This window comes from Mesorhizobium sp. M1217 (assembly GCF_040318275.1).
Lineage (GTDB): Bacteria > Pseudomonadota > Alphaproteobacteria > Rhizobiales > Rhizobiaceae > Mesorhizobium.
The window spans coordinates 107,677-124,461 of the sequence record NZ_JAMYMA010000008.1 but is presented as its reverse complement, the minus strand read 5'-3'; the positions used below and the strand labels follow the sequence as shown (position 1 = coordinate 124,461).

Sequence of the window (16,785 nt, the reverse complement as noted above, 5' to 3'; positions counted from 1 at the left end):
CTGCGACCATGGTTCGATCAAAGCAGCACCGTGCCGCCAGGTCGGCGGCATGCACTTTAGGGAGCGACGCTTGGCTACTTGGACGCAAAGAGATGAGAGAGAGCAGCGCACGACAGATGCTGCACGGTCATTAATCGATATTGAGCGCGCGGCCCGAGACGCAAAGACGGCTCGGCTACGGGAGCAGCGGCGGAAGGCTGAAAACACACCCTCCTTGGAAACACGCGATGGAACAGCTTCGCAGTGAAATGAGGGCGTTGGCGGATCCAGGCTTTTGGGTGGCGCTGGCGGCTGTGCTGGTTCCCTATGCGATCGGAGTTGTATTGCTTCTCTGGGTAGCGAGTCCCCCGGCTCCACAGTAGCCTTCTTCACCGTCGGTTGGTGGACGCGTTATTGCTGATTCGCCTACCTTCTCCCCACTATCTGGCGCCAGGCAAGCCCAACCCCCGAAGTCCCAGCTTGGTGTCAGCGATTGATTGCCCGCCGTGCCCAAACAGCGCGGCGGGCTTTGTTTTTGCTGGGGTTTCTGAGTAGGATTACCTGCGCAAGGAAGGGGGCCGTGTCATGCCGATTCGTCGAAACGCTGAGCGAGCTGGTGTTTTCACCCCGTCCGAAATTGCCCTACTGGGCCGCGTGTTCGATCGGCTGAAGGTCAACGCTCAATCTGATCACGAACGTGAGGCTCTCGCATCGCGGATAATCGCAAATTTCATGGCCGGCATAGAGGACGAGGACAACCTTGTTTCGGCCTCCAAGCTACCGCTGGGGCGGTAGGCGCCTTGAAGGGTTTCAGGCCGGGGCAGAAGCCGGCGTTGAACAGCTGGCGCGCAACGTTTTCGCAGCTTCGGTCAGGCGTGCGCGATCATTACCATGCGTCTTGATCAGCTGGCGAGCCTAGTCTGGCGTGATGCCATTCTGCTCGGCGAAATATTCGACCTCATAATCTTCGTCCGCCGAGACGCGGTTGCGGTCGTGGAAATCTCGTTTGCGCTTGTCGTCGGCCATCCGGATCCTCCTTCCTGGATCAATGGCAACGCTGGCAAGCTACTTTCGTTGCGAGAGCCATGCGGAATCACGTTCCGTTCACTCTGGCTAATATAACCTTTGTACCTACAATTCATTGGGTGCGTAAAATTGTAAGTACCGGCGGCGGCCGCCTCGAGTTCATTCCGCCGATGGAGCCCAAACTGGTTTCAAAGCCACCGGAGGGTGAACACTGGATTCACGAGATCAAGCTCGACGGCTTCCGCACCCAGATCGTCATCAACAGCCTGGATGACATCCGCGCCTTTACCAAGAGCGGTGCGGACTGGACGAGCAAATATACCGGCCTCGTTGAAGCCGCGCGCGAACTCGACGTCGAAAACGCTATCTTCGAGGGCGAGGCGGTGGTCACCAACAAAGCCGGGCTGCCAGACTTCGACGCGCTGCAGAAGGCGGTGCACAGCGATCCCTACGCGATGATCCTCGGCGCGTTCGATATTCTGCATCTGAACGGCCACGATCTGCGCGACATCGGCTGCAAGGCACGCAGGGAGCTTCTTTTCGGCATCATCAAGCCGAACAGTAGGATCCAGTTCAGTGAGGCCATACCAGGCGACCCCAAGGCGATATTCTACCTCGCCGACCAGGCGGGGTTAGAGGGGATTGTCTCCAAGCGCGCCGACAGCCCGTATTGCAGCGGCCCGACTTCGAATTGGCTGAAGACGAAGAGCTTCACGGTCCAGGAATACGAACTCATGGGCGTCGAGCGCGAGCCGGGCAAGGCGGCATTCGCCTTGCTGGCTGAGCCAGGCACCGGGAAGTATGTCGGTTCGGCCTTCATCAGTCTGGGCCGCGACATGAAGGAACGGCTGTGGAAGCGGGTCAAGGAACATGCCGGCCCACCTCCGGGCGGCATCAAGAAGCGACCGGCGACGCAGTGGGTTGGGCCAGGCGTGAAGCTGCGGATCAAGCACCTTCGCGGCGAGCACAAGTATATACGCCACGCTTCGCTGCTGGGTTTCCACGATGAGAGCTAGGCCTATCTTTCCCAGCCCGCTGGCGGAAATCTGTCCGAAAGCGTACAATAGCAGATCGTCAGCAACAAAACATGGCCTCTGACGCTTAGGAGCGCCATCGCACTCTTGGCCAAACACGAGGCATTGGTGTGATGACGCAAGAACAAGGGCGGCCTGCCCTGAAACCGGAAATCGTCAGCGAGCTCGCGCGCGAGTCAGGCGCATCCGAACACCAGATACGCGAGATAGTGTCGCTGGTCGGCTTTGATCGTGGTTCGATTCTAAGGGAAGCTCGTCTCCTTAAAAAATGAGATAGCCGTCGGCCTCAGTCTGGATCGATCCGTTCGACCCGGTGATGTTTTCGGCGTCTGCTGGAACTTAGAGCTTTGGTCCAGCTTATGGCGATATGAGCACACGCGCGATAAACTTCCTCAAGCGAACATATCGTCTGCAGTTCATGCTCAATGCGGAGGAACTCGCTGTCCTGGATGCTTGGCGGTTTGAGAACAGACTACCGAACCGTGCTGAGGCAGTACGGGCGTTGCTTCAACGCGGGCTCATGGCATAGGATTCTGATGCAGAGCCAAGCGCACGTTCGGGCGATTTCAGAGTTCTCAAGCGCCCCGACGACTAGAGCGTGCATACCGCGTGGGTGGCATAGCAGCCTACTCGCGCGTCAGCCTCTCAACCGTCTCAATAATCGCCTTTGCCAGCGCCTCGGCCTCATGCACCGGCAGCGGTCCGTAGAGCAGGTTCACTGCCTCCTGGCTCGGCAGAACGCCGGCTGGACAGGTGAGTTCGATCGCCATGCGAACGAGTTGCAGGCCAGTTCTTTCCCCGCAGAACCAGTGCGACGGCTGTTTTGGCCTGGCGAAGCCCCATCCTGCATCCTTTCCACAGCCAGGATGCTCGCACGCGTGATGCTGAATGCCGGGGCGCGTTACTGGCTCTAAGACACCTGGAAGGCGGATCAGTTCGTCGCTCATGGGCATTTTCCTCGGCTTAGATGGTCGAAAGATTCCATAGCCGGTCTTGACGATCAAGGAAAATGTTCCTTTTCTGTTCTCGTGCCGGAACAACCAGAAAAGTGGCCGAGAGGCGCCCCATGGACGCTGATGCATGCCCACAATGCGGGACAAGTGGCTCGCATCAGCTGCGGCCACTGCAACGTCAAGCGCTTCTACAGGCCGCTGGAACTGCGGGAAGTGATCGGCAACGTCACCGTCGACCAGGTGCGGGCAAAAGTCCGTTGCGAAAAATGCGGCCGCAAGGAATCCATTAGAGCGGAGCTATTCCACCCTGTCGGGCAGGAATTGGAGACAATCCGCTTCCGGCGCTTGGTCGAGATCAGATGGGAGCGGCGGGTGATTTGGAAAGATGAGGTATAGCCTCCTCTCAGCGCCGAAAACTTGCAGGATACCCTTTATAGACGGTCTGGAGTACAGTGAAGGACAGTCTGCAAGCTGAGTCCGGCAGATCGTGGGGGAATGTGGAGATCAACACAACACAAGTATCGGCGCTGACGCGCCTTTTTTCGTCGACCGTATTCCGGGAACTGGCGAACAAGGGCCGCTCTCCGCTTTTGATGCGGCTGCTGGGCCTCACGGAATCCGTGGCGCGCCGTCAAAGCGATGCCACGGTTGGCGATGCGCTCGAAGCTGCTTTCGCGTTGCTGAAGACTGCCGGAATGCGCAACGAGTATGTTTATCGTTCTGCACTCACCAAAAAAATACTGATGGGCAAGCACTCGCTGCGCACCGCATCTATGCTGAATGAGTTTCGAGCGGGCACGTGCAAGGCTGATCTCGTGATTCTCAATGGGACCGCCACCGCCTATGAGATCAAGTCGGAGCGGGATTCGCTTGGTCGGCTGGCGAACCAGGTTCAAAATTATCAGAAGGTCTTCGCGACAGTGAATGTCATCGCGAGCGAAGATCACATCGAGGGCGTGCGCCAAGTCGTTCCCGAGAACGTCGGTATCATGTGCCTATCTCGGCGCTATCAGGTTTCGGTCGAGCGAGAGGCGATCGATCGGCCCGATTGCATCTGCCCGGTGACCGCGTTTGAGTCGCTTCGGTCCGTGGAGGCGGCTGAGGTACTGAAGGCGCTTGGCGTCGCCGTGCCGGCAGTACCAAATACACAGCGCCACGGCGTCATGCGCGACCTCTTCGCCAAGCTCGATCCCGCTTCGCTCCACCGTGAGATGGTCATCACTCTCAAGCGCACGCGCAGTCTTGCTTCGCTCAGCGATCTTATCGATCAGCTTCCTTCGTCACTTCACGCCGCGGCGCTGTCTGTACCTGTGCGGCGCTCGGATCATGATCGACTCGTCGAAGCCGTGGCGACCCCGCTCGATGCGGCAATGGGTTGGGCATAGCTCGCAATGTACTATCCCTATTTCCGCGGCAAGCAGTTCGAACTCATTACGATCCGGGAGACGGCCGAGCTTATGGCCGGCGCTGGCTTCGTGCCGGTAATCGAGCCGGTGAAAGAAGCACTGAAGGGCCTCGAGAAGACGCTCAAGGCGATTTGCGATGCGGGAGCTCGAGCAATCGTAATCGTCAATCCCTATCATGGCGACCATCAGCAAGACGGCACCGGGATCACCAACTTGCTGCAGACCGGCTATATCGGCAATGACGCGATCTCTGCCGGTATCCTCCTGCGCAGCAACACGACCTTGGCCCAGGCGATAGCCGCCTGCGAAGCCCATAAGGACCACAATCCAACGTTCGTGCATGCTGGGTTTACGTCACAGAAAGCGCTGGCCGAATATCTCGGTGAAGATCTTGCGGCTTCACAACATGTGTTCATCGAGGAACACGCGAACACGCTCTATCGCAAACATTTCGACGGCAGCATGCGCATCCTCGTACGCGACGGTTTCAAGCGTCTGAAGAACTCCGAATATGCGAAGATCCCTTTCGAGGAATTCTCCGAACTGCACCTCACCTACAGCAGCGATCTGAATATGGCTGGCTTCGGTGATTTCCTTGTCGTGGGGGACAGCTATTCCGAAGGTGGGGGCCCAGCCTATGCGGTTGCGATCCACCTTACCTTCATTGATCCCGAAAAGGACGACGTGATGTACATTTATCACTTCGTCTCGACCACGAACGACACACCTACCGACCCAGCGGGCAAGTTCGCGCAAGCGCTCAAGAAGCTCATCGACAAGCTCAACACAGGAAACTCGAAGCTGCTTGAAACCGATGCGATCAAGGAGTTTCGCGACCTGTATGCCAAAGGTCACTTCCCGGGTCTCGGCCATGTGAAGAAACTCTCGATGAAGCATCACATCGAGACGCTCGCCGGCTACCTGGGCTGAGATTGCTGTGTCCAAGCGACGGTGCTGCCCGGAATGTTTCGACGATCGCGGCTTGCGTGAGCAGATCTTCCCGTTCCTTGAACCTGACCACGGCACCTGCAGCTTCTGCGGCACCCGGGACGTTGACCTGATCGAGCCGCAGGCGCTCTCGCCCTTCTTCGGGCTGCTGGTCGACGTCTACGAGCGAAGCGATAACGGAGTATCGCTCGTCGAGTGGATGAGAGAAGACTGGCAGCTTTTTTCACATCCAGCAATGGACGCCGCGCACGCCAAAGAGCTCCTCGCCGAGATCCTCGACGACGGCGAAATTGTGCGCGCTTCGTTCGTGCCGTCGCCCAGCTACACGAGCCAAGGCCTAGTGCAGTGGGAGACCCTACGCGACGAGATGATGTACCGGAATCGGTGGTTCCTAGAGATGAGTCTCGATACTGACCGCCTGCGCCAGCTTCTAGATCATCTCCCGGCGGCAGGCCTGCCACGGACATGGTATCGCGCCCGCATCCGCGCCGGCGACGAAACCTACGACATCGATAAGATGGGCGCGCCGCCTAAGCGCTTAGCATCACACGGTCGCGCCAATCCGGCAGGCATCCCCTATCTCTATCTTGGATCAATGCCAGAAACGGCTGCTGCAGAAATCCGACCGCACACAGGCGAAGTCGCCTGCGTCGCCGACTTTGCAATTCCCGAGATCCAGGCGGTCGACCTGCGCAACCCACGCAGGCTTGTATCGCCCTTCATCCTCGAAGATGCGGGTGCCATCGGTCAACTGCGCGCAGATCTGCCATTTCTGGAGCGCTTAGGGGACGAATTGACGCGACCCGTTTTGCCGCAGGGCGCCGCCATCGATTACATCCCCAGCCAGTATCGCTGCGAGTTCATCAAGAAATGTGGGTTCGACGGTGTCGTCTATCGCAGCTCGGTCAGTGACGGGATCAATCTCGCTCTATTCGATCCAGGCAAGGCCATGGGTGGTCAGGTTTCGCTATACAACGTCGATCGGGTCTCAGTTCAAGTCTCGCAAGCCTAGCCCGGCCGGGGCAACCATCGTCGATGATCTCTCTTCCTCCGGGCTCATGAGCGGCTACCTCTTTCGTGCAGGCAGCTTTCCTTGGACCGCAGCAGCCTGTTCCGGATGGATATAAATGGACGAGACCAGCCATTCTGTAAGGTCCATCATCGCGTTCAACTGAGCCACAGTCGGCTTCCATGCTCGATGCATCGCAGCATTTCCGGCTTCGATCAGCGTTCCACGGAAGAACGCGTCAGAAGCCGATGGGATAAACCCGGCAGCGATAAAGGCATCGACATTCTTTCCGAGCGTGCCTTGGTCCTGGATTTTGTCGATCATGATCGTTTCAATTAGGCTTCGGATTGCCATTGCCGCAGACCGACGGGCATCGTTTTGGAGTGCGCTGTAAATCTCGGTCAGAAGTTCCTCGACGACGCTAGAAACGCCTGCTCTGAACGCGAGATCGAGCATCCAGGGAGGTCGTCGACGAGATAATGCGGGCGGATACAGCCGAACCGTAGGTTCATCATCTGGAAATTTTCCGAGAACCAGCTTTCGTGGCGGAGTTGGACCTCGTCGCAGCCAGCACATTTCAACATGTAGTACGAATCCCTGCCAGAGATCGTGTTGCGCCCTCCGTTCACGTCTTCCGACCAGCTCGAAACTTCGCGATGCAGAACGATATGATTCCGCTCGCCTCCGCATTTATTGCAGTGCGATTTGACGGTTGGAGATGTCATTGACCAGCTAAGTCCGGGCGCGAGGACTGACTTGGTAGCACTCGGCGATTCTGTAGATATGCTGTAGATCGCGGGTTTTTTCGGAAAAAGGCGGGGAAGCTAAGTCTTCGGAATTGTTGGCTCCCCGGGCCGGATTCGAACCAGCGACCAACCGGTTAACAGCCGGTTGCTCTACCACTGAGCTACCGGGGAACAGAGGCTCTCATGTGAGTGGGGCAGCCTATAGCAAACCCGTTTCGGCTTTGCAAAGAAGCATTTCGCATTTTTTCGGTGCTTTATGGCGCAGGGCTTTCTGGCAATGGCCGGCGAGCGCCCTCATATGAGCTGTCTCTCGCCTGTCAGGGAACGGAAAAGGCCGTTGCGGCTTTCTCCGCCTGATGGTGCTACTGATGCAAACGGATCGACATTTCACATGACGGCAATGAGCGACGAACACCCACCGGCCCGGAAAATCTCGGTCTTCGGCCGCCAGTTCACCATGCCGCGCTCGCGTGGCCTCAGGATTGCGATCGGCGTTGTGCTGATCATCGGCGGCATTCTCGGCTTCCTGCCGATCCTGGGTTTCTGGATGGTGCCGATCGGATTGCTGGTGCTCTCCTACGAATTCGCATTGGTGCGTCGTCACCGGCGCCGCTTCGTCGTCTGGTGGGAGCGACGGCGTCGGCCGGATTGAGGTTGCCCCGCTGACAGGCCGACAACAGGCAATTGTTTGAGAGCGGCATGATCCTTCTTGACATCATCGAGACTGGTCGAAGCACCCTTCCAGACGTTCGCAAAGCTCCTTGAGAACGGCGGTAGCCGATGCCAGCCGCGCCCGGTCGCGCGGCGGCAGGCTGTTTGCGCCTTCTATACTGAGGCGGTCGATGGCATAGCGCACAAGCTCTGCAGACTGCGACAATCCGCGCGGTGTGCCGTCTTCCGTAGCTGCTCGACGCATGGCGGAGCCTCCTATCTGCCCAACGTGGCCGCCGGTATCGGGTTCCTCTCGCCGAGAATCGTGCTTAACGATAAGCTAATATGTTATTGCTAGCATGGTATTGCGTTGATAAGCAGTGCCTCGATGTCGGAAGAACCGTTGGGAATGCATGGTGGCCGCTTGACGGCATTTTCGCCGCAACCTATTGGAGCCGGGTGGAACGCCGGGAGCAATGAGGCCTCGTGGCGGAGTGGTTACGCAGAGGACTGCAAATCCTTGCACCCCGGTTCGATTCCGGGCGAGGCCTCCAATGCCCGAGCTCCCGCGCGTCAGCGCCAGGGGGCTTCAGTTCCGGTCGAAACAGCCGCGGCCTTTGCGCGGCAAGCGGATGGTTGGAACATGAGCGCTGATTTTGCCGAACGCCGGGTGAAGATGGTCGACGGCCAGATCCGCACCACCGACGTGACCAGCGCGCCGTTGCTAGAGGCGATGCTTGTCGTGCCGCGCGAGGCCTTTGTCGGCGCCGGCCAGCGCGATCTCGCCTATATCGATGAGGACATCCGTATTGCCGATACGGCCGATGGCCCGCGCTATCTGATGGAACCGTCGCCATTGGCCAAGCTGATGCAGCTGGCCGATATCGGCCCAAGCGCTTCGGCACTCGATGTCGGCTGCGGCACCGGCTATGCGGCGGCGATCCTGTCGCGGCTGGCAAAGTCCGTGGTCGCGCTGGAAAGCGATCCGGCGCTGGCCGAAACCGCCACTTCGACGCTTGCCGCGCTGGGTTGCGGCAATGTCACGGTGGTCCAGGGGCCGCTGCCGCAAGGCCATGCTGCCAAGGCGCCTTACGACGTGATCCTGTTCGGCGTCAGCGTCGGTGAGGTGCCGGCGGCGCTGTTCGACCAACTTGCCGAAGGCGGCCGACTCGTCGCCGTGGAGGGGCAGGGCAATTCGGGCGTAGCCCGGCTTTTTTTTAAGACTGGAGGGGTTGTAACGGGAAGACGCGCATTTAATGCGGCAATTAAGCCACTACCTGGATTTGAACGCATTCCCGCCTTCGAATTCTGAGTGATTTTGCCTTGCAGCGAAGGCGCTGTCATGATCGCTTGCGTTTGAACAATCGTTGCTGATCTGCATAACCGGGTGTTTCTTGGGGGCTTTCAGCGGGGGAACGATAAAAAACGCGGCGCCGGCTGATCAGAGGAGAAGCCAGCGTGGCGCAGTTCCCGTGCAAAACGAATGAGGGAATATAACGTGCCGTCTGTACGCAAGTTGCTTTTTACCGCTGTCCTCGTTTCGGCGACCGCGCTTTCTCCATTGGCCGCCTCGGCCGAAACGATCATCGGGGCCCTTTCAAAGGCCTACCAAAACAATTCCTCGCTCAATTCGACACGCGCCGGCGTCCGCGTCACCGACGAGGGCGTTGCCATCGCCAAGTCCGGCTGGCGCCCGACCATCACCGGTTCCGCGGACATCGACTACACCAGCACCCACGTCAATGGTACCAGTCGAACCTCACGCATAACTACCGGCAACTTTGGCGTCCAGATCAATCAAACCCTGTTCGACGGCTTTCAGACCAGGAACAATGTCGCGGCCGCTGAAGCGCGGGTCAGCGCCTCGGTCGAGAGCCTGCGAAACACCGAAGAAAACACCCTTTTCAACGCGGCAAGTGCCTATATGGACGTCATCCGCGACCGCCAGATCGCGGTGCTGACCGAACAGAACCTGCAATTCCTGACCGAGCAGGCACGTGCGGCGCGTTCGCGCTTCGAGGTCGGCGAAGGCACGCGCACCGACGTCGCGCAAGCCGATGCTTCGCGCGCCTCCGCGGTGGCGCAGTTGAGCGCCGCCCGCGCGACAGCGCTGGCAAGTGCTGCGACTTATCGCCAGATCGTCGGCGACGAGCCGGGCAAGCTCAGGCCGGCTTCGCCGCTGTCGAAGCTGCTGCCGTCGAGTCTCGATGCGGCGATTGCGATCGCATCGGCCGAACATCCGGCCATCCTCGCCACCGAGCACCTGGTCGACGCGGCGGCGTTTTCGGTGAAATCGGCCGAAGGCGCGCTGCTGCCGCAGCTTTCGGCTAGCGCCGGCGTTTCCGGCGACTATCGCAACACGGTTCCGGGCGTCCTTGGGGCATCGCAGGATGGCACAAGGACGTCGGCGAACATCGGCGCGACACTGACCGTGCCGATCTATTCCGGCGGACGCACCTCAGCGACCGTGCGCCAGAACAAGGAATCGCTCAGCCAGGCGCGGATCGAAGTCGACGTGAGTCGCGACCAGGTGCGCCAGGCCGTGACATCGGCATGGACGCAATACACCGCCGCGCAGCAAAGCGTCGCGGCCAACAGGCAGGTCGTCGCTGCCGCGCAGCTTGCCTTGAACGGCGTCATCGAGGAGCGCAATGTCGGCCAGCGCACCACGCTCGACGTTCTCAACGCGCAGGCGACTGTCATCACCGCCAAGATCAATCTTGCCAGTGCCGAGCGCGACGTTGTGGTGGCAAGCTATGCCATCCTCTCGGCAGTCGGTCATTTGTCGGCAGACCGCCTTGCGCTCAATGTGACGAAGTACAGGCCGGAAGAGCATTACAACGCCGTCAAGGACAAGTGGATCGGTCTGCGCACGCCGGACGGCCGCTGATCGCCAAGCCGTGTTTTCAGCCCGCGCTCGAACGACGCGCGGGCTTCCACTCCCGACCCTAATCTGTTGAAATCCAAGATGTCGCCAGATTGGGGATTCTCGCAGGGCGTTCCGTCGGTTACGCTGTCGCCATGATTCGAATCCGGCATTGCCGGACAGGAAATCTGAGAACGAGTCACAAGGGCGGCGGATGTGACGATGGCGACGGCAAGCAGCGTACAGCGCGAACCTTCCATGGAAGAGATACTGGCTTCCATCAGAAGGATCATCGAGGACAGCGATACCGGCCGCAAGCAGCCGGGCGACGCGGACGAGCTGCGCCAGGATCTGCAACCGGCGCCGGCAGCCGGACGGGCAGCGGAGGGCGATGCGTTCCGTTCCGAACTGCGCGGCGGACTGGAGATCGCCAAGCCGGCCACGCGGGCCGAGGTGCAGCCATCATCCGCGCCCGTCAATGCGTATACGGAAGTGCGTCCCGGCCCGGCAAAAGCGCCGGTCACTCTGGCTGAGGTGAACACCGCTCCCGAACCGCCCGCAAAGCCGGATCGGCCTGCGACGGCCAAGGCTGCCGAGACGACGGACACCATCATTGCCGATTGGCGGCGCGAGATCGCAGCGGTCGGCGACGCGATGGCCAAGCCGGACCGGGCCGAGCCACCCCGGACGCCGGACGCCGGGCCAAAAGCCGAGGTTTTCGAAGACGAGGCGACTGCTGGACCTGCGCCGGAGCCTTCTGAAAATGGGTCGCAGTCTTCGGAAAGCGGCCTGGAACCTTCGAAAATCGGCCCGGGACCTTCGAAAATGGGATTGGCGAGTTCGGCGGCCAGCGAGGCGCCGTACTCTCGGCCGGCGATCCTTTCGGAACATACGGGGCGGCAGGTTGCCGCCGCCTTCGGCGAGCTTTCAGACGCATTTGCCAGCCGCAGCAAGAAGACCTTCGACGAGATGGCCGAGGAGATGCTGCGGCCGATGCTGCAGGACTGGCTGGACAACAACCTGCCGACGCTGGTCGAGCGGCTGGTGCGCGAGGAAATCGAGCGCGTCGCGCGCGGCGCGCAGTAGCAATTCGGAGAGCCGCCGATGGGCGGCGCTCGACCGGCAAATCGTCGAAGTCGGCGCTGCCCGTCATCCGCCTGCCGGCACCCTCCCCGTATAGGGACGGGCAGAAGGGGCTGACCGCAACCCCGCCGCGTTTTCCGCAACGTTCGTGATTGGCGAAAGCTTCAGTACAGGAGTGCAGGCGTCTTTCTCCCCGTCACTACACGGCGAGAAATGCCCGGTCCACCCTCCGCAGCTTCAGCGCAGCTGCTGCGGAGGACGGGCACGGCAATGAGGGGCAGCGCAAACCTGAAGCGATTGCCTTGCAACGTCACTTCCGCGAGTTGCACCTAACCATCCCGGCGCTATCTATCGGCCATGCCGCCCTTGCGGTTGACTTGGCAACAACCTTCCGATTTACACCGGACCACAAATTCCGGACAGCGCGGACCGTTTTCCCATGCTCGAAAAGACCTACGACGCCAAAGCCGTCGAGCCGAAGATTGCCAGGATTTGGGAAGAGGCCGACGCGTTTCGGGCCGGTGCCGGCGCCGAGGAGGGGGCTGAAGCCTTCACCATCGTCATCCCGCCGCCGAACGTCACCGGCTCGCTGCATATGGGCCATGCGCTCAACAACACGCTGCAGGACATTCTGGTGCGCTTCGAGCGCATGCGCGGCAAGAACGTCTTGTGGCAGCCGGGCATGGATCATGCCGGCATCGCCACCCAGATGGTGGTCGAGCGCCAGCTGATGGAAAAGCAGATCCACCGTCGCGACCTGACGCGCGATGAGTTCATCGACAAGGTGTGGGAGTGGAAGGCCGAGTCCGGTGGCGCCATCCTCAACCAGCTGAAGCGGCTCGGGGCCTCGGCCGACTGGAGCCGCGAGCGCTTCACCATGGACGAGGGCCTGTCGAAGGCAGTGCTCGAAGTGTTCGTGACGCTCTACAAGGAAGGGCTGATCTACAAGGACAAGCGCCTTGTGAACTGGGACCCGAAGCTGTTGACCGCCATCTCGGATCTCGAGGTCGAGCAGCAGGAAGTCAACGGCAACCTCTGGCACTTCCGCTATCCGGTCGAAGGCAAGACGTTCGATCCGGAAAATCCGAAAACCTTCATCACCGTTGCGACGACCCGCCCCGAGACGATGCTGGGCGATACGGCTGTCGCAGTCCACCCCGACGACGAGCGTTTCCGGCATCTCGTCGGCAAGAACCTCATCCTGCCGATCGTCGGCCGCAAGATCCCGGTGGTGGCGGACGAGTATTCCGATCCCGAAAAAGGCAGCGGTGCGGTCAAGATCACGCCGGCGCATGACTTCAACGACTTCGAGGTCGGCAAGCGCCACCGGCTGCCGGCGGTCAACATCCTCACCGTCAATGCGGCGGTGAGCCTCAAGGACAATGAGGACTTTCTGGCGGGACTGGAAGTGACGCCGGAGCGCCAGGCCGTCTGGGACGGCCTCGATGGCCTGGATCGTTTCGATGCCCGCAAGAAGATCGTCGAGCTGATGGAGGCGGGCGGCTTTCTTGAAAAGGTCGAGCCGCATCGCCACGCCGTGCCGCACGGCGACCGTGGCGGCGTGCCTATCGAGCCGTTTCTGACCGACCAATGGTATGTCAATGCGGCGGAACTGGCCAAGCCGGCGATCGCCTCGGTGCGCGAGAGCCGTACCAATTTCGTGCCCAAAAACTGGGAAAAGACCTATTTCGACTGGATGGAGAACATCCAGCCCTGGTGCATTTCGCGCCAGCTCTGGTGGGGCCACCAGATCCCTGCCTGGTACGGGCCGGACGGGCATGTCTTTGTCGAAAAGACCGAGGAAGAAGCGCTCGGTGCCGCCGTCGAATATTATCTGGCGCTGGAAGGGCCGTGGAAGGCCTGGGTCGAGGACAAACTCGAGAATTTCCAGCCTGGCGAGATCCTGACCCGCGACGAGGACGTGCTCGACACATGGTTCTCGTCGGCGCTGTGGCCGTTCTCGACGCTCGGCTGGCCGGACCAGACGCCGGAGCTGAAGACCTATTACCCGACCGACGTGCTGGTCACCGGTTTCGACATCATCTTCTTCTGGGTCGCCCGCATGATGATGATGGGCCTGCATTTCATGGACCAGGAGCCGTTTCATACCGTTTATGTGCATGCGCTGGTTCGCGACAAGAATGGACAGAAGATGTCGAAGTCGAAAGGCAACGTCATCGATCCGCTCGACCTCATCGACGAATATGGCGCCGATGCGCTGCGCTTCACCTTGACGGTGATGGCAGCGCAAGGGCGCGACGTTAAGCTCGATCCGGCCCGCATTGCCGGCTATCGCAATTTCGGCACCAAGCTGTGGAACGCGACGCGCTTCGCCGAGATGAACGAAGTGGCGCGCGACGACGATTTCTGGCTGCAGGACGCCAAGCTGGCGGTCAACCGCTGGATCCTGACGGAGCTGACGCGAGCCGCGCGCGACATAACCGACGGCATCACCTCGTACCGCTTCAACGAGGCGGCGGGTGCTGCCTACCGGTTCGTCTGGAACCAGTTCTGCGACTGGTACCTGGAACTGCTGAAGCCGGTATTCATGGGCACCGACGAGGCCGCCAAGGCCGAGAGCAGGGCATGCGTCGCCTTCGTGCTGGACGAGATCTACAAGCTGCTGCATCCGATGATGCCGTTCATGACCGAGGAACTGTGGGCCGAAACCGCCGGCGAGGGCAGGCAACGGCCGTCGCTGCTTTGTCATGCGGCTTGGCCGTCGCCCGACTTCGAGGACGAGGAGGCCGCCGCCGATATCAACTGGCTGGTCGATCTCGTCTCCGGCATCCGCTCGGTGCGTTCGGAAATGAACGTGCCGCCGGCGGCGATAGCACCCCTGATGGTGATCGGTGCCAACGACACGACACACGAAAGGCTCGAGCGCCAGGCGTCGGCCATCAAGCGGCTGGCGCGGGTCGGCGACATCTCGCTGGTCGATGCGGCACCCAAGGGCTCCGCGCAGATCGTCGTTAACGAAGCGACCATCTGCCTGCCGCTCGGCAGCCTGATCGACCTTGCCGCCGAGGCAGCGCGCCTGCAGAAGGAGCTTGCCAAAGTGACCGAGGAAATTGCGCGGCTTTACAAGAAGCTGTCCAACGAGAAGTTCGTTGCCAACGCGCCGGACGAGGTGGTGGAGGCCGAGCGCGAAAAACTCGCCGAGTATCGCGAGGCGCAAGAGAAGCTTTCGGTGGCATTGACGCGGGTGCGCGATGCCGGCTGATCAAACAAATTGGGCCGGCTGGCCGCAATAGATTCGCCGGTCACGAATCTGCCTTCAAGACAGGCCGCCTGCCACGAAAACAGGCATTCCGCAGCGTAAATCTTGACGCAAACTGAATGTTTTTGCCCCATTGTTGCCATAATGTAACAATGGCTGACTGGGCACGCAAAATGCCCCGTTCTGTAAGGATTTAGGCGGTTTTCCCGAGTTTTCTCGTCGATTTGTATTGAGGCGGCCATTTTCCCGCCTCGGGAAAAAGACCGCAACCTTGCCGGAAATGCGTTCAGCCAAGGTGTACATGTACGCACGGCGAATTCGTTGTTGCGCGGTTAACCTGAATTGGTTCTAGCTTGATGCAAGGATATTCGGGGAGGAGATTCATGTGTTATTCGCGTCTGAAAGCACTGCTGGGCGCGGGGGCTTTTTCGCTGGCTTGCGTTGGGACGGTGCAAGCCGGGGGCTTTGACCGGGGCGGCGTCAACATCGACCAGCTGTTCGACGCGGCGCCATATTCGTTCGACGCAGGCGTCACCTATGTTTCGCCCCAGCGCAAACTCAAGAATGTGCAGCGTCTGGATGGGTCGGGATTGTCGACGTCGGCGGTGGATGTTGGTGGCGACTATGCGGTGCCGCATGTCGGCATCAAGGCCAACATCTTTGAGCCCGTAGACTGTCTTGCCACCTATACCAGACCGTATGGTGCGGACGCAAATTTCGGCATGAACAACGCCTATTCGCCGACAGCGGTCAAATACTCCGTCGACACAGACGATTTCGGCCTCACCTGCTCCTACAAGGTGAACGTCGGCAAGGGCGCCATACGATTCATTGGCGGTGTCTCCTACCAGCAGGTCGACGCGTTTCTGTCCCGCCAGACACTGCTCGCCTTCGGCAATACCGGCCTCGGTGTCTTCAAGCTGTCCGACGAGGCATGGGGTTGGCGTGCGGGCGCAGCCTATGAGATCCCCGAGATCGCTCTGCGCGCCAGCCTGATGTACTCTTCCAGCTACAAATATGACGGGCTGTCGGGAACGGTCGACACGACCGGCTTCAGGGGCGCCTTTCCAGCGGATCTGGTTCCTGGCTCTACCGGCGTGTACCCAGTCTCGGCGTCGGCCGAGATACCTCAGGCTCTGGAATTCAAGCTGCAGAGCGGTATAGCTCCTGGCTGGCTGGCCTTTGGTTCCATCCGCTGGCAGGAGTGGAGCAAGCTTGGCGTCATTGCCATCAATGGCGTGCGCAGCCCGGTAACCGGTGCTCCCTCGCCCGTTTCATTCGACCTGCTTTATCGCGACGGCTGGACGATCACGGGCGGTATCGGTCACAAGTTCACCGACCAATTGTCGGGCGTGGTTTCGCTGACCTGGGATCGCGGCACCTCGACGACCTCCGGCTATCAGTCGGATACCTGGGCCGTGGCCAGCGGCGTCTCCTATTCGCCGAACGACCAGGTCGAGGTCAGGCTCGGCGGCTCGATCGGTGTGCTGACGAGCGGGTCATCGACTTTCAGCGGTGTCGGCGACGTGGCAAATGCCGTCACCTATACCTACGGCAACGACCTGCTTCTCGCCGGTTCGGCTTCCGTCAAGATCAAGTTCTAACTACCAATTTTTAAACGACAAAACGGCCGGGCACTGCCCGGTCGTTTCGTTCGGTGCGTCATCCGTCATTCGGCCAGCGCAACAATTGCCCCTATGATGTTCGCTCCGATAATTGTGACGTTTCGGCAACAGTTTCTGAACAACCCTCGCGCCACCCGGCCGCCCGGGAACATTGCCCATTTCCCGCCATAAACCCGGCGCACCTCGAACTTGTCTCGGGACACGCGCCAAAAGGCTAGGCGAAGAGGCAGGCCGCACCG

General features: G+C 60.3%; 16 protein-coding genes and 2 tRNA genes. 13 read left to right on the top strand and 5 right to left on the bottom strand.

Features of this window, described 5'->3' with window-relative positions; all coding sequences use genetic code 11:
• Positions 1-564: 564 nt before the first annotated feature.
• Positions 565-774, top strand: a complete 210-nt coding sequence (locus NKH37_RS15690; protein ID WP_353041164.1) for a hypothetical protein — start codon at positions 565-567, stop codon at positions 772-774.
• A 120-nt stretch (positions 775-894) separates the two neighbouring features.
• Here NKH37_RS15690 and NKH37_RS15685 read toward each other — a convergent pair whose 3' ends face one another.
• On the bottom strand, positions 895-1,005 hold the full coding sequence (locus tag NKH37_RS15685) for a DUF3606 domain-containing protein (protein ID WP_353041162.1): 111 nt from the start codon (positions 1,003-1,005) through the stop codon (positions 895-897).
• 119 nt (positions 1,006-1,124) lie between these two features.
• Between NKH37_RS15685 and NKH37_RS15680 the strand changes: the two genes are divergently transcribed.
• Positions 1,125-2,021, top strand: coding sequence for an ATP-dependent DNA ligase (locus tag NKH37_RS15680; protein WP_353041160.1), 897 nt, complete (start codon positions 1,125-1,127; stop codon positions 2,019-2,021).
• A gap of 644 nt (positions 2,022-2,665) precedes the next feature.
• Here the strand turns inward: NKH37_RS15680 and NKH37_RS15675 are convergent.
• Positions 2,666-2,986 (bottom strand): hypothetical protein, encoded by a 321-nt coding sequence (locus tag NKH37_RS15675; RefSeq protein WP_353041159.1) that lies wholly within the window; start codon positions 2,984-2,986, stop codon positions 2,666-2,668.
• A gap of 153 nt (positions 2,987-3,139) precedes the next feature.
• Here NKH37_RS15675 and NKH37_RS15670 point away from each other — a divergent pair, with 153 nt between their 5' ends.
• The 4 genes from NKH37_RS15670 to NKH37_RS15655 are packed head-to-tail and all read left to right on the top strand — an operon-like array spanning position 3,140 to position 6,358.
• Positions 3,140-3,388: a hypothetical protein gene (locus NKH37_RS15670; RefSeq protein ID WP_353041157.1), complete on the top strand. Its 249-nt coding sequence runs from the start codon at positions 3,140-3,142 to the stop codon at positions 3,386-3,388.
• A 56-nt stretch (positions 3,389-3,444) separates the two neighbouring features.
• A complete protein-coding gene (locus NKH37_RS15665) occupies positions 3,445-4,377 on the top strand; it encodes a sce7726 family protein (RefSeq protein WP_353041155.1) in 933 nt (310 codons plus the stop codon).
• Between the two features lie 6 nt (positions 4,378-4,383).
• Positions 4,384-5,328, top strand: coding sequence for a sce7725 family protein (locus NKH37_RS15660; RefSeq protein ID WP_353041153.1), 945 nt, complete (start codon positions 4,384-4,386; stop codon positions 5,326-5,328).
• A 52-nt stretch (positions 5,329-5,380) separates the two neighbouring features.
• Positions 5,381-6,358 carry an RES family NAD+ phosphorylase gene (locus NKH37_RS15655; RefSeq protein ID WP_353041151.1) on the top strand — a complete coding sequence of 326 codons (978 nt, stop codon included), beginning with the start codon at positions 5,381-5,383 and terminating at the stop codon, positions 6,356-6,358.
• Positions 6,359-6,412: 54 nt separating this feature from the next.
• Here NKH37_RS15655 and NKH37_RS15650 read toward each other — a convergent pair whose 3' ends face one another.
• Both NKH37_RS15650 and NKH37_RS15645 read right to left on the bottom strand, forming a co-directional pair.
• Positions 6,413-6,811, bottom strand: coding sequence for a DUF4145 domain-containing protein (locus tag NKH37_RS15650; RefSeq protein ID WP_353041149.1), 399 nt, complete (start codon positions 6,809-6,811; stop codon positions 6,413-6,415).
• 386 nt (positions 6,812-7,197) lie between these two features.
• Positions 7,198-7,272 (bottom strand) — tRNA-Asn (locus tag NKH37_RS15645).
• Positions 7,273-7,492: 220 nt separating this feature from the next.
• Between NKH37_RS15645 and NKH37_RS15640 the strand changes: the two genes are divergently transcribed.
• Complete coding sequence (locus NKH37_RS15640; RefSeq protein ID WP_352495397.1) at positions 7,493-7,753, top strand: hypothetical protein; 261 nt, start codon at positions 7,493-7,495, stop codon at positions 7,751-7,753.
• 63 nt (positions 7,754-7,816) lie between these two features.
• Here the strand turns inward: NKH37_RS15640 and NKH37_RS15635 are convergent, their stop codons facing one another.
• Entirely contained in the window at positions 7,817-8,017 is a 201-nt protein-coding gene (locus NKH37_RS15635) for a hypothetical protein (protein WP_352484234.1), read from the bottom strand.
• 215 nt (positions 8,018-8,232) lie between these two features.
• On the opposite strand from NKH37_RS15635, the gene NKH37_RS15630 reads away from it, so the two are divergent.
• The 6 genes from NKH37_RS15630 (at position 8,233) to NKH37_RS15605 (ending at position 16,525) form a co-directional block, all read left to right on the top strand.
• Positions 8,233-8,306 (top strand) — tRNA-Cys (locus NKH37_RS15630).
• 89 nt (positions 8,307-8,395) lie between these two features.
• Entirely contained in the window at positions 8,396-9,064 is a 669-nt protein-coding gene (locus NKH37_RS15625) for a protein-L-isoaspartate O-methyltransferase family protein (RefSeq protein ID WP_353041147.1), read from the top strand.
• Positions 9,065-9,250: 186 nt separating this feature from the next.
• On the top strand, positions 9,251-10,642 hold the full coding sequence (locus NKH37_RS15620; RefSeq protein ID WP_352860253.1) for a TolC family outer membrane protein: 1,392 nt from the start codon (positions 9,251-9,253) through the stop codon (positions 10,640-10,642).
• A 198-nt stretch (positions 10,643-10,840) separates the two neighbouring features.
• Positions 10,841-11,704 carry a DUF2497 domain-containing protein gene (locus NKH37_RS15615; RefSeq protein ID WP_352482113.1) on the top strand — a complete coding sequence of 288 codons (864 nt, stop codon included), beginning with the start codon at positions 10,841-10,843 and terminating at the stop codon, positions 11,702-11,704.
• Between the two features lie 436 nt (positions 11,705-12,140).
• The gene (locus NKH37_RS15610; protein ID WP_352547326.1) at positions 12,141-14,924 is read left to right on the top strand and encodes a valine--tRNA ligase; all 2,784 of its coding nucleotides are present in this window, start codon (positions 12,141-12,143) and stop codon (positions 14,922-14,924) included.
• A 380-nt stretch (positions 14,925-15,304) separates the two neighbouring features.
• The gene (locus NKH37_RS15605) at positions 15,305-16,525 is read left to right on the top strand and encodes an OmpP1/FadL family transporter (protein WP_353005394.1); all 1,221 of its coding nucleotides are present in this window, start codon (positions 15,305-15,307) and stop codon (positions 16,523-16,525) included.
• Positions 16,526-16,785 lie beyond the last annotated feature (260 nt).